We start from the raw sequence: 12976 nt of genomic DNA, 5'->3' as shown, positions 1-12976 counted from the left end.
AATGCGCAATCGCCAAGACCGGCATTCGCGCATTGCGCATCATCGGAAAAAATGGGTTCCAAGCGGCCCTTCGCTGCGGCCCCCGATCGCAGCCTTTTCTATGGCACTGCCTCCAGGCCGCCCCCGCCGCCGGGCGGGCGCGGCAGGCCTGCTTACGCCAGATAGGTCCGGAACCACGCCACCATGCGCTCCTCGGCCAGCGTCGCGGCGTCTGCGTCGTAGCGCGGCGTCGTGTCGTTGTGGAAGCCGTGGTTCACGCCCGGATAGATATGCGCCTCATAGATTTTGTCATTGGCCTCCATCGCCTGTTGAAACGGCGGCCACATCGCGTTGATCCGTTGGTCCAGCGCCGCCAGTTGCACCATCAGCGGTGCCTCAATCCCCGCGACCTGTTCGGCATCGGGGAACGAGCCGTAGAACGGCACCCCCGCCGCCAGTTCCGGGTAGGCCGCCGCCAGTCTGCTAACCACGCCGCCGCCATAACAAAAGCCCGTAGCGCCGACCTTACCGTTGGTGCCTTCCAGCGCTTGCAGGTACTCGAAGCCTGCGAAAAAGTCGTTCAGCAGCGCGCTTTGGTCCAGCGTGCGCTGCATGTCTCGCCCCGCGTTGTCGGTGCCCGGATAGCCCCCTAGCGAGGACAACCCATCGGGCGCCATGGCGATGAAACCGGCCTTGGCAAGACGGCGCGTGACGTCGCGGATATAGGGGTTAAGGCCCCGATTTTCATGGACGACCAGCACGGCAGCGGGCGGACGGCCAGGGTCGATGTCGGCAGGCCGCACGAGGTAGGCGGTGATCTCTCCGGTACCATCGGGGCTTTGGTAGGTGATGTCCTCGCCCACGATGTCTTCGTCATCTTCGGCCACCTGCTGCGCCAATGCGTAATTCGGCGACAGCGTGCTGAGGATCGCGGTAGCAGTCAGCCCACCCACGGCCCATTTGCCCGCCCGGTCCAGAAACGCACGTTTCGAGATGTGGCCGTGGGCGTAGTAATCATAGAGGTCCAGCAGTTCTTGGTCGAAGTCGGCTGCGGTCAGGCGGTCAGGCGATGTCTGGTCTTTCATGGCGGGGGCTCCTTTTGATGGTTCATAGTTAGCACGTCGTGGCCCGCCCGCGATCACAGAGGTGTGATAGGACCGGTAGCGGCCCGGCCCCAGGCGCCAGAATGAATGCGGTCTGCGCGCCTGCACGAGCACTGGAAGGCATCAAGAAAAGGTCAAATGTTTGGGATTGTGTTTTAAAATCAGTATGTTGAACCTTGCTCTCATAGAGATATCGCCACTTCTCAGAGGCTCCCTTTGACCTCTCCTCCAATCTCCTCTACGCCAACTCCATGGCCTACACCCTGACCGATTTTCCCAGCCTGCAAGCCGAAGGCTTTGACACCATCATCGACGTCCGTTCGCCTGCGGAATTCGCCGAGGATCACTTGCCGGGCGCCATCAATATGCCGGTCCTCTCCAACGAGGAACGCGCCGAGGTGGGCACGATCTACACCCAGGAAAGCCCGTTCAAGGCCCGCAAGATCGGCGCCACACGAGTGGCGCGCAACGCCGCGATGGCGATTGAAACGCACCTGCTGGACTATGAAGGCGGCTGGCGACCGCTGGTTTACTGTTGGCGGGGCGGGCAACGCTCGGGCAGCTTTACCTCGATCCTGCAACAGATCGGCTGGCGGGCGCAGGTGCTGGAAGGCGGCTACCAAAGCTGGCGCCGCCATGTGGTCGCGCAGCTCTACGAGGGCACGCTACCGTTCAAGATCATCCGGCTCGATGGCTACACCGGAACTGCAAAGACCAAGCTGATCAAACGCGTCGCCCTGCTAGGGGTGCAGACTCTGGACCTCGAAGGTCTGGCCAATCACCGCGGCTCCGTTCTGGGGGATGTCGACGGCGATCAACCAAGCCAAAAAGGGTTTGAAACGGCGCTGTTGACCCACCTCTCGGTCTTCGACCCCTCCAAACCGGTTCTGGTGGAGGCCGAATCCGCCCGTATCGGCACCCTCCGCCTCCCACCCGCCCTTTGGGTCGCCATGAAAGACAGCCCCCGGATCGTGGTCGAGGCTTCGCCGCAGCACCGCGCCCGCTTTCTTGCGGACGCCTACGCTGACCTTTTCGCCGCCACCCAAGCCCTGACCGACCGCCTCAATCACCTGCGCCCCCACGCGGGCCATGCCACCGTCGACCACTGGCTTACCCTCCTGCAAACGAACCAAGCCCAAGCCCTCGCCCTGGCCCTGATCAGCGACCATTACGACCCGGCCTACGCGCGCCTCGCCAAATCCAAATCGGCCGCACCGCTTGCCACCATCGATGCCGGCGACCTGACTGACGTGGCCCTCGCCGCCGCCGCCCGTGCCATAGTCGCTCATCTGGGCTGACCCCCTCCTTCCCCGTTCCGAAAATATCCCCCCCGGAGGGTTCCTCCGCCTGCCACTGGCACGAAACGCCCTTCACCTCCTGCGTCCCATCCGTTACTCCCCTGCCCAAGTGATCAAAGGGTGAGACCCATGGAAAAGACGTTCAACGCAGCCGAGGCCGAGGCCCGGATTTATGCCAACTGGGACAAGGCCGGGGCCTTCAAGGCCGGGGCCAATGCCAAGCCGGGGGCTGAGCCCTTCTCCATCATGATCCCGCCCCCCAACGTCACGGGCGTCCTGCACGTGGGGCACGCCTTCAACAACACCCTGCAAGACGTCCTGACCCGCTGGCACCGGATGCGCGGCTTCGACACGATGTGGCAACCCGGTACGGACCATGCGGGCATCGCGACCCAGATGGTCGTCGAACGGGAACTCGCCAAGCAAGGCATCGCTCGCAAGGACCTGTCGCGTGAGGAATTCCTGGCTCATGTCTGGGACTGGAAGAAGAAATCCGGCGGCACCATCCGCGAACAACTCAAGCGCCTTGGCGCGTCGTGTGACTGGTCGCGCGAAGCCTTCACCATGTCCGGCGCGCCGGGCGCCCCTGAGGGGGAAGAGGGCAACTTCCACGACGCCGTCATCAAGGTCTTCGTGGAGATGTACAACAAGGGCTACATCTATCGCGGCAAACGGCTGGTGAACTGGGATCCGCATTTCGAGACGGCGATCAGTGACCTGGAGGTCGAGAACATCGACCAGCCCGGCCACATGTGGCACTTCAAGTACCCGCTCGCGGGCGGGGCCACCTATGAATACGTCGAGAAGGACGCAGACGGGACCGAGACACTGCGCGAAACCCGTGACTACATCTCCATCGCCACCACGCGGCCCGAGACGATGCTCGGCGACGGCGCGGTCACGGTGCATCCCGATGATGAACGGTATGCCACTATTGTCGGACAGCTCTGCGAAATCCCGGTCGGCCCAAAGGAACACCGTCGCCTGATCCCGATCATCACCGACGAATATCCCGACCCCACATTCGGGTCGGGTGCCGTGAAGATCACCGGCGCCCACGACATGAACGACTACGGCGTCGCCAAGCGCAACGACATCCCCTGCTACCGCCTGATGGACACGAAGGCGCACCTGCGGGATGATGGCGAACCCTACGAAAAGGCAGCCAAAATCGCCCAAGCCGTCGCCAATGGCGAGATGACGTTGGGTGAGATGGAAGTCGACGCCCTCAACCTCGTCCCCGACCACCTGCGTGGCCTCGACCGGTTCATCGCCCGCGACAAGGTCGTGACAGAGATCACCGCCGAGGGTTTTGCAGTCATGACGGCGTCAGATGACCCGCGCCTTGGCCCGAAGCCGAAGCTGAAGAAGGGCGAGGAAGAGCCGCCCGTCACAACCGTGCCGCTGGTGGAGGCGAAGCCGATCACCCAGCCCTTCGGCGACCGCTCCAAGGTTGTGATCGAGCCGATGCTGACGGACCAATGGTTCGTGGACACGGCGAAGATCGTGGAACCCGCGCTGGACGCCGTCCGCACGGGCCGCACAAAGATCATACCCGAACAACACCGCAAGGTGTACTTCCACTGGCTGGAAAACATCGAGCCCTGGACCATCTCCCGCCAGTTGTGGTGGGGGCATCAGATCCCGGTTTGGTACGGGTTTGATCTGGGCACCCATGGTTTCGTTGACGATGAGGGCGATGGCCAGATCGATATCGTCGAGATGCTTGGCCTCTTGTCGGCGCAATCCCTGCTCAAGGGCGATGAGCGGCACCACGCCGCCCCGGATTTCGCGTCCGTGTCCGAGCAGTTCGTCGACGTGCTCGCTGGATTGCCCTCGCCACTGAACCACGCGCAGGTCGTCGAAGTCGCCAACCGCGATGAGGCTGCCCACGCCTTCGCGGCGAGCCTTGCCCAATACAATATTTCCGGCGATCCTACGCATCTGGTCTACCCGGTTTACCGCGACCCCGACGTCCTCGACACATGGTTCTCCTCCGGCCTCTGGCCCATCGGCACCCTTGGCTGGCCGGAGCAAACCCCCGAACTCGAAAAGTACTTCCCCACCTCGACCCTCGTCTCGGGCTTCGACATCATCTTCTTCTGGGTCGCCCGGATGATGATGATGCAGCTGGCCGTCGTCGAGGACATCCCCTTCCGCGACGTCTACGTCCACGCGCTGGTGCGCGACGAAAAGGGCCGGAAGATGTCGAAATCCATCGGCAACGTCCTCGACCCGCTGGAGCTGATCGACGACTACGGCGCCGACGCGCTGCGCTTCACGCTGACCGCCATGGCGGCCATGGGGCGCGACCTGAAGCTGTCGACAGACCGCATCCAGGGCTACCGCAACTTCGGCACCAAGCTGTGGAATGCGGCTCGGTTTGCGGAGATGAATGAATGCAAGCCCGACGCCGATTTCGACCCCGCGTCGCCCCGGCAGACCGTCAACAAATGGATCGTGACCGAGACGGCAAAGGCCCGCATGGCCCACGACGAGGCGCTGGAAAACTATCGTTTCAACGACGCGGCCAATGGCCTTTACCAGTTCGTCTGGGGCAAGGTCTGCGACTGGTATCTGGAATTCGCCAAGCCGCTCTTCGCCTCCGGTGACGATGCCGTCATCGCGGAAACCCGCGCCACCATGGCATGGGTCATCGACCAATGCCTGATCCTGCTGCACCCCACCATGCCCTTCATCACCGAAGAGCTTTGGGGTGAGATCACCGCGCGCGACACCATGCTGGTCCACGCCGATTGGCCCACCTACGGCGCTGAAATCATTGACGAAGCCTCCGAGCGCGAAATGTCCTGGGTCATCAATCTGATCGAGTCCATCCGCTCTGCCCGTCAGCAAATGCATGTGCCTGCGGGCCTCAAGGTGCAGCTCCTGCAAACGGATCTGGATGCCGCAGGTCAGACCGCTTTCGACAACAACAAGGCCATGATTACGCGCCTCGCGCGCCTGTCCGAGGTCACGCCAACGGACGCCTTCCCCAAAGGCACCGTCACCATCGCCGTGGACGGCGGCACCTTCGGCCTGCCGATCGCGGACCTTATCGATGTGGGCGAGGAAAAGGCGCGGCTGGAAAAAACTCTCGGCAAGCTGGCCAAGGAACTGGGCGGGTTGCGCGGGCGATTGAACAACCCCAAGTTCGCCGAAAGCGCTCCGCCGGAAGTGGTCGAGGAAACCCAAGCCAACCTTGTCGCCCGCGAGGAAGAAGAAGCGCGGATCAAGCAAGCGCTCGCGCGGTTGGCCGAGGTCGCTTAATCGCCGTGGCGGCCAAGGTCCGACGATGGGGGATGCGCGCGTTTGGCATCTTCCTATGTTTCGGGGCTTGGTTGATCGCCATGGGGCTGTTCAGTCTAGGGCAAGGCTGGTTCACCGAGATCGTCCTCGTGCATGGCCTTGGTGATCTGTTTTTGCATGGTGTCGTGCGTGTCCTGGGTGCTACCGGCGGTGCAGTGTTCTTTTTTCTCGCTGGTATTCTTGTCCTGTGGGCCTTTCTGACCTCCGAGCGGACGTGGGGTAAACCTCCGTACGGAAACCCTCCATTGAGAGAAAGCCGCCGGTTGGGTGATGGTTGGGGCATCAACGCCCCTTTAACACACGGACCCCAACCCATGCGTACCCTCAAAACTCTCGCCTTCGCCGTCAGCGCCGCCCTCTCTGTTACTTCCGCAGCCTCTGCTGATGGCTACACCCCCAACGGCTACACCGGATACAACAGCCCTGCCGTTCAAACCTATTATGCCCCCGGCAGCGGCTATGGCCCCGTGAACATTACCTACCATGGTCAGGGCTACGGAAACGGCAATGGCTACGGCAACCAAGGCGGCCACGCGGTCACGTTCTATCGCGTCCACGGCGTGTCCTCCCACGATCACCTGAACGTCCGTCACGGCCCCGGCGTCCGCAATCACGTTGTCTATCACTTGCCCTACAATGCCCGTGGCATTCAGGTCGGTAACTGCGCGCAGATCTCGACCTCTTATGGCCCCGCGACGTGGTGCACGGTCGCCTACCAAGGCTACCAGCGCGGTTGGGTCAATGCCCGCTACCTCGCTGTCGATCACCACTGAGAAACGGCGCGCTTAGGGCACAATTCGGTCCACGGCGCGCATCATTCCCAACCCCTTGTCGTAGACAAGTGTCAGCACGCGCTTTCCCCCGGCGCGTGCTGCAAGCGTTGGGGCCAGGCGCGCGGCTGTCGCGGCGGCGACAGAAAGGACGATGAATTGGCGGCGAGTTTGGGTCATGGTGGATAACATGCCTGAAGCTGCCCCTTGCAGGACGGGGAAAAATCCGCAAACGCTGACGCCATGACTGATCCTCGCTATACCGCCCTCGTTCAATCCTTGCCTGCCACCGTTCCCTTCGTGGGCCCCGAGACGCAGGAGCGCGCCATGGGGGCGCCGTTCGTCGCACGTCTTGGCGCGAATGAAAGCGTCTTCGGCCCTTCCCCGAAGGCGCTCGACGCGATGGCCAAGGCCGCCTCGGGCGCTTGGATGTACGGCGATCCAGAGGTCCATGACCTGCGCCATGCCCTTGCGGCACATCACGCAGTGGCCCCAGAGAATACAATCGTGGGCGAGGGGATCGACGGCCTTCTGGGCTACCTCGTTCGGCTTCTGGTGGGGCCGGGCGACGCGGTGGTGACATCTGATGGCGCCTATCCGACCTTCAACTACCACGTCGCGGGGTTTGGCGGCACGCTGCACAAGGTGCCCTACCGCGACGACCATGAGGATCCCGACGCCCTGATCGCCAAGGCCCGCGAGGTCGACGCCAAGCTGATCTATTTCGCCAACCCCGATAACCCGATGGGGTCCTGGCATTCGGCTGCGGTCGTCCAGCGGATGATCGACGCGCTGCCCGAGGGATGCGTGCTGGCGCTGGATGAGGCTTACGCCGACACCGCGCCGTCTGATGCTATTCCGCCCCTCGACGTCACCCACCCACGTGTGATCCGGTTTCGCACGTTCTCAAAGGCTTATGGGCTGGCGGGGATGCGTGTCGGCTATGGCATTGCGGCGGCAGAGTTCATCACCTCCTTCGCCAAGATCCGCAATCATTTCGGGATGGGTCGGGTGGCGCAAGCTGCTGCGTTGGCGGCCTTGGAGGATCAGGATCACTTGGCCAATACGCTTGCGCTGATTGGTGCCGGCCGTGACCATATTGCTGAAATCGCATTGTTAAACGGTCTCACGCCGCTACCCTCGGCCACGAATTTCGTCACGATCGACTGCCGCAAAGACGGCGATTATGCCCGCAGCGTCGTGGCCAAACTAATCGCCCAAGGCATCTTCGTCCGCATGCCCTTCATCGCGCCGCAAGACCGCTGCATTCGCGTGTCCTGCGCGCCCGCCGTCGCCCTTGATGCTTTCGCAGCAGCCCTGCCAAGAGCGCTCTAGGTCGCCTCGGCCACCACCCGCATCGCGGCCTCAACTCCCGTTGGGCCGTGCGGGATCTGAAGCGCGGTCATGCCTGCTTGCAACCCGGCCAACACGCCCAGAACCATCTGGCCGTTCACATGCCCCATATGCCCGATCCGCAGATAGTCGTCTGGATTTTCAACGCCTTCCAACGGAATGCCAAGGGTGACGCCGTAGGAGTGTTCCATCCAGTCGCGCAGCTTCAACCCATTGCCCGGTCCGAAGTTCACCAGCGTTACCGCGTGGGACCGCTTCTCTCGCTCGGTGATATTGGCGCGTATTGGTCCCGCTTGACCCCAGACCTCCAGCGCGGCCCAGATCGACTCGGCCAGCACCTTGTGGCGGTTCCAGACCGCATCCAGGCCTTCTTCGTGGACGATCATGTCCAGCGCCGTGCGCAGACCATAAAGATGATGCGTAGGGGCGGTGCCGAAGAAATACTTGTAGAAGTAGTCCGGATCGACACGCATCCGCCAATCCCAATAGGGCGTCACCAGATCAGCGGTCTCTCGTGCGGCGTCCGCCTTGTCGTTGAAGTAGACGAAGGCCATGCCCGGTGGCGTCATCAGGCCCTTCTGCGAGCCCGTGATCATCACGTCGACACCCCAGTCGTCCATGTGGAATTCGTCACAGCCAAGGCATGCGATGTTGTCGGACAACAGCAGTGCCGGGTGCCCCGCTGCGTCCAGCGCCGCGCGCAGGCCCAATACGTCGTTCTTCACGGAGGTCGAGGTATCGACCTGCACGATGAGAACGCCCTTGATCTCTTGCGCGGTGTCGGCCTCCAACACCTCTGCCACGCGGGCCAGGTCCACGTCCGCGGCATTGCCGAAATCCAGCAGGTGCGTGTCGATGCCAAGGGCTTTGGCCAAGTCGCCCCACCCGTTGCCGAAACGACCCGTGCCCAGGACCAGAACCTTGTCGCCCCGCGAAAAGCAGTTCATCAGCGAGGCCTCCCACACGCCGTGGCCGTTGCAGATGTACATGGCGACGTGGTGCTTGGTCTTCGCGATGGCCTTGAGGTCCGGAACGATGGTCGCGACCATGTCGGGCAACTCTCCGCGATAGATGTTGGGTGCGGCCCGGTGCATCGCTTGCAGCACCCTGTCGGGCATGACAGAGGGGCCTGGAATGGCAAGGTAATGGCGGCCGTTGGCAAGGGTCATGGGGGGCTCCAAAGCATGGGTGGCCCCACAGGTATCGCGACCCATATGGGGGGTCAACGTTGCGCGGCAGGCGCACGATGATTAGCTGTGATGTCGGATATCAACGGAGGCGAAGATGATCGGTGAACGCGCGGAAGACCGCACAGTGCTACGCTTGTCGGGGGCGGATGCCCACGACTTCCTGCAGGGCCTCGTGACGCGTGATCCGGGGCAGGGCTTGACCTATTCGGCGCTGCTGACACCGCAAGGCAAATACCTTGCGGATTTCTTTCTTCTGGATCGGGGCGACGACCTGCTGTTGGACGTCAGATCCGATATCGCAGCCGCCGTCGCGCAGCGCCTTTCGATGTACCGTCTTCGCGCAGATGTGGTGATCGAGGAGGCTGAGATCCCCGTGAGCCGAGGCCTTGGTACCCCCCCCGAAGGTGCCTTTGCCGACCCGCGCGACGCGTCGCTTGGCTGGCGGGCATATGGGGTGGAGGGTGGCGAGCCTGGCATCGATTGGGACGCCCTGCGCGTCGCCGCCTGCGTGCCCGAGACGGGGATCGAGTTGATCCCGAACGACACCTATATTCTGGAAGCGGGATTTGATCGTCTGTCTGGCGTGGACCACCGCAAAGGGTGCTACGTCGGACAGGAGGTGACCGCCCGAATGAAGCACAGAACCGAGTTGAAGAAGGGGTTCGTGACCGTCGACGTTGAGGGCCAAGCGCCCATCGGAACGGAAATCCTCGCCGGTGATAAACCCGCAGGCACCCTCTTTAGCCAAGCGGGTGGCAAGGGCATCGCCTATCTGCGGTTCGACCGTGCGAAAGGCCCGATGAGCGCCGGTGAAGCGTCGGTCATATGGACCAACAACCCTGTGGATAAGAATTAGCGAAGGCGGGGATACGTCAAGTATTCCGCTATATCAGCACGCCTGCCGCCCCTTCATGTCGCAAAAGCCATACTTTTGTTTCCACACCTCCAAGGGCGGAGAAGCCGCCGAGGCCCGTGGCTGACAACACCCGGTGGCAGGGTATCAGGATTGGGATGCGGTTCGCTCCGCAGGCTTGGCCCACGGCTTGCGCAGGTAGGCCGACCTCCTTTGCGATGTCCCCATACTCTCGCGTATCGCCCAAGGGGATCGCCTGCATCGCGTCAAGCACGCGGCCCGTTGCGTCGTCGCGACCGTGCCGGATCGGCACTGTGAAGCGGGTCAAGGTGCCGTCGAAGTAAGCACGCAATTGCGCCGCTGCCGCGCGCAACAACGGCGTGTCACCGGGCGCGTACACAGCGCCCCAGCCAGCGGCCACAATCGCGCCATCGTCCTCTTCAACCCAGATCGGGCCGATGGGGGTTTCGATGGAAATGCGCTTGGTCATGGCAGAATTCTGCGCAGCGCGCCGCCCCAGATCAACCCGGATCCTGCGCAACTCGAACCTGTCGGAGGGCTACCATGGGTAGACCGGGCCTTGGCCGTGGGCCCCGCCCGCAACCGCGCGGGACCCGTCCCGAAATCCTCAGCCAATCTTGTCTTGGGTCTTGGTCAGGAAATCCTTGGCCGAATGCCGCTCCCACAACTGCTCATGGGGCTCTCCCGAGGTCCGGTTGACCATCTTGCCCCGCACAGCACCCGGGCGTGCCGCGATGCGTTCGGCCCACGCCAGCAGGTGAGTGTATTCGTGCACCGAAAGGAACTCTCCGGCGTCGTAGCTTTCGCCCATGACCGTGCGCCCGTACCAAGGCCAGATCGCCATATCGGCGATGGTGTATTCGCCTCCGACCATCCATTCGTTTTCGGCCAGATGCTTGTCCAGCACATCCAACTGGCGCTTCGTTTCCATCGCGTAGCGGTTGATCGGATATTCCATCGGGTAGGGGGCGTAGGCGTAGAAATGACCGAACCCGCCGCCCAGGAAAGGGGCCGATCCCATCTGCCACATCAGCCATGACAACAATTCTGCCCGTGCGGATTTCGGCCCCTGAAAGGCGTCGAACTTCTCGGCCAGATGCATCATGATCGCGACGCTTTCGAACACACGGACCGGCTTTTCGCCGGTCATGTCCCACATCGCGGGGATCTTGGAATTGGGGTTGGCCGCCACGAAGCCCGAGCCGAATTGATCGCCATCCCCGATACGAATCAGCCACGCGTCATACTCGGCGTCAGAGTACCCCGCTTCCAGCAATTCTTCGAACAGCACCGTCACCTTCACGCCATTGGGCGTGCCTAGGGAATAAAGTTGGAACGGATGTTCGCCTACCGGCAATTCCTTGTCGTGGGTTGCGCCTGCGATGGGTCGGTTCAGCGACGCCCACGCGCCGCCGTTCTCCTTGTCCCATGTCCAGACGTTCGGGGGGGTGTAGGTCTCGGTCATGGAGGCTCCTTTGTTGAATACTCTGCCCAACATAGAGCCTACTGCCCAAAACCCAAGACAGCATGATCATTGATCTATTTCGGAGACACGGTAGCGTTGTCGTACATTTTCATCGGGGGATTCAAAAATGCGTTTCGTACCTTCAACCAAGATCGGGTCCTTGTTGGTCGCCTCCATTCGGGAGGCCGCAAAAATCAACAACGTCGATCCCGAGTTGACCCGACAGGAAGTTACGGCCGCTCTGGAGGCCGCGCAGGCGTATGAACACAACAAGATGAACAAGGGCGATTTCCAGGAACTCAACCATGAGATGTCGGGAATGCTGATCGATTGGGCCGAAGCCCTGGCCAAGGGAAATGACCAACTGGCCAATCAGCTTGAGGCGAAATTGAATGGCCTCGCCGCCAAGCACCCCTTCAGCTACGCCGACAGTATTCGCATTCTCGGGTGTCATATGCACTGCTCAAGCACGGCCCACGCGCGCCAGACTTATTACCGCGCTTGGGAGGGTAAGAATAAGGTTCCGGATTTCGCGAAGGTCAAGAACGAGGTCTCGGGCTCCGACAAGGTTGCGGTGATCGGCGATTGGGGCACCGGCGAGCCCGACGCCGACGCCCTGCTCAGGGCCGTCATGGCCCACAAGCCCGACGTGATCCTGCATCTGGGCGATGTCTATGAGGCCGGTCTGCCTGCCGAGATCGAAGAGCATTTCATCGCCCCCCTCGACCGCGTCTGCGGCACAGGCCGCCCGCCGATCCTCACCATCCCCGGCAACCACGAATACTTCTAATGCGGAGAGGGGTTTTTCCAGCTTATCGACGTTCTCAACGGCGGCCCGCGGTCGGATTGGAATCAACAGGCAAGCTTCTTCTGTCTGCGCAGCGATGATGGCAAATACCAGTTCCTGGGCGCTGACAGTGGATTGGGATGCATCGACCATGCCTCTTCCCCCACCCTCGACCAGACCGAGATCGATTGGCACCGCGCCCATATCGCGGGGTTCACGGGCAAGACGATTTTCATGACCCACCACCAAATGATCGCCGTGGATCATGAGATCAACGGCCATGCCCGAGGGGACCCCAACGGCTACGGATACTTCAATCGCCATTTCGTGGATGCCTTCAACGAACAGATCCCCAATACCAATGAGACCTACTTCGACCGCATTGACCTCTGGCTTTGGGGGCATGCCCATTGGTTCATCCCCTTCCGCCCGAAGCGGACCATTCCCGTCCCGGGCGCTAGCACCTTGCCGACCCTCAAGCGTGGGCAACTTCTGAGCGGCTCCGCGCGCGAAAAGACCTACCGCGCGCCCGACCCACGCTACGATCCGCACCCCGGGGTGGAGGGCATGGTTGCCCCTTGGATCGTGCATAAGACGGATGTCGATCCGATCGCGCCACCGGTCGAATTGCTGGTGCCCCAGGCCACCAACGGCGACGGCTGTGGCGGCCACCTCTACAACCACACTTTCGCGATCCTGGATCTGGCCGCAGGAGAGGAGGCTTACTACGAGGTGCCGTCGTGGACCGATGACACCCCCAAGCCGCCAGCCGACAAACAGCTTCCAAAGGCGCTTTGGCACCATCTCCTGTAGGCGCAAAGGCTGCGGCGGGGAACATCCCCCGCCGC

General features: G+C 62.2%; 12 protein-coding genes. 7 read left to right on the top strand and 5 right to left on the bottom strand.

The features are described from left to right. Positions 1–152 precede the first annotated feature (152 nt). Positions 153–1064 (bottom strand): YghX family hydrolase, encoded by a 912-nt coding sequence (gene yghX / locus KUL25_RS10995; protein ID WP_257892978.1) that lies wholly within the window; start codon positions 1062–1064, stop codon positions 153–155. Between the two features lie 269 nt (positions 1065–1333). Between yghX and mnmH the strand changes: the two genes are divergently transcribed. The 3 genes from mnmH (at position 1334) to KUL25_RS10980 (ending at position 6462) form a co-directional block, all read left to right on the top strand. Beyond that, the gene (mnmH, locus tag KUL25_RS10990) at positions 1334–2380 is read left to right on the top strand and encodes a tRNA 2-selenouridine(34) synthase MnmH (RefSeq protein WP_257892977.1); all 1047 of its coding nucleotides are present in this window, start codon (positions 1334–1336) and stop codon (positions 2378–2380) included. A gap of 129 nt (positions 2381–2509) precedes the next feature. Further along, on the top strand, positions 2510–5650 hold the full coding sequence (locus tag KUL25_RS10985) for a valine--tRNA ligase (RefSeq protein ID WP_257892976.1): 3141 nt from the start codon (positions 2510–2512) through the stop codon (positions 5648–5650). A 353-nt stretch (positions 5651–6003) separates the two neighbouring features. Then, the gene (locus KUL25_RS10980) at positions 6004–6462 is read left to right on the top strand and encodes an SH3 domain-containing protein (protein ID WP_257892975.1); all 459 of its coding nucleotides are present in this window, start codon (positions 6004–6006) and stop codon (positions 6460–6462) included. 12 nt (positions 6463–6474) lie between these two features. Here the strand turns inward: KUL25_RS10980 and KUL25_RS10975 are convergent, their stop codons facing one another. Next, positions 6475–6639 (bottom strand): Tat pathway signal protein, encoded by a 165-nt coding sequence (locus KUL25_RS10975; protein WP_257892974.1) that lies wholly within the window; start codon positions 6637–6639, stop codon positions 6475–6477. 63 nt (positions 6640–6702) lie between these two features. Between KUL25_RS10975 and KUL25_RS10970 the strand changes: the two genes are divergently transcribed. Further along, positions 6703–7794 (top strand): pyridoxal phosphate-dependent aminotransferase, encoded by a 1092-nt coding sequence (locus KUL25_RS10970; protein ID WP_257892973.1) that lies wholly within the window; start codon positions 6703–6705, stop codon positions 7792–7794. On the opposite strand, the gene KUL25_RS10965 is transcribed toward KUL25_RS10970, so the two are convergent. Continuing rightward, positions 7791–8981, bottom strand: a complete 1191-nt coding sequence (locus tag KUL25_RS10965) for a pyridoxal-phosphate-dependent aminotransferase family protein (protein ID WP_257892972.1) — start codon at positions 8979–8981, stop codon at positions 7791–7793. The two genes, KUL25_RS10970 and KUL25_RS10965, sit on opposite strands and share 4 nt — an antisense overlap. A 115-nt stretch (positions 8982–9096) precedes the next feature. On the opposite strand from KUL25_RS10965, the gene ygfZ reads away from it, so the two are divergent. Then, positions 9097–9858 carry a CAF17-like 4Fe-4S cluster assembly/insertion protein YgfZ gene (gene ygfZ / locus KUL25_RS10960; protein ID WP_257892971.1) on the top strand — a complete coding sequence of 254 codons (762 nt, stop codon included), beginning with the start codon at positions 9097–9099 and terminating at the stop codon, positions 9856–9858. Positions 9859–9886: 28 nt separating this feature from the next. Here ygfZ and KUL25_RS10955 read toward each other — a convergent pair whose 3' ends face one another. Together KUL25_RS10955 and yghU are read right to left on the bottom strand one after the other, a co-directional pair. After that, a complete protein-coding gene (locus tag KUL25_RS10955) occupies positions 9887–10345 on the bottom strand; it encodes a methylated-DNA--[protein]-cysteine S-methyltransferase (protein ID WP_257892970.1) in 459 nt (152 codons plus the stop codon). Between the two features lie 138 nt (positions 10346–10483). Then, positions 10484–11341 (bottom strand): glutathione-dependent disulfide-bond oxidoreductase, encoded by an 858-nt coding sequence (gene yghU, locus KUL25_RS10950; RefSeq protein ID WP_257892969.1) that lies wholly within the window; start codon positions 11339–11341, stop codon positions 10484–10486. Between the two features lie 127 nt (positions 11342–11468). Between yghU and KUL25_RS10945 the strand changes: the two genes are divergently transcribed. Next, positions 11469–12131 (top strand): metallophosphoesterase family protein, encoded by a 663-nt coding sequence (locus KUL25_RS10945; RefSeq protein ID WP_257892968.1) that lies wholly within the window; start codon positions 11469–11471, stop codon positions 12129–12131. A 132-nt stretch (positions 12132–12263) separates the two neighbouring features. Beyond that, complete coding sequence (locus KUL25_RS10940; protein ID WP_257892967.1) at positions 12264–12941, top strand: hypothetical protein; 678 nt, start codon at positions 12264–12266, stop codon at positions 12939–12941. Positions 12942–12976: the final 35 nt, after the last annotated feature.

It is taken from the genome of Gymnodinialimonas phycosphaerae (assembly GCF_019195455.1).
GTDB classification, from domain to species: Bacteria; Pseudomonadota; Alphaproteobacteria; order Rhodobacterales; family Rhodobacteraceae; genus Gymnodinialimonas; species Gymnodinialimonas phycosphaerae.
The sequence above is the reverse complement of the archived record's forward strand: the minus strand, read 5'-3'. Positions and strand labels throughout refer to the sequence as shown.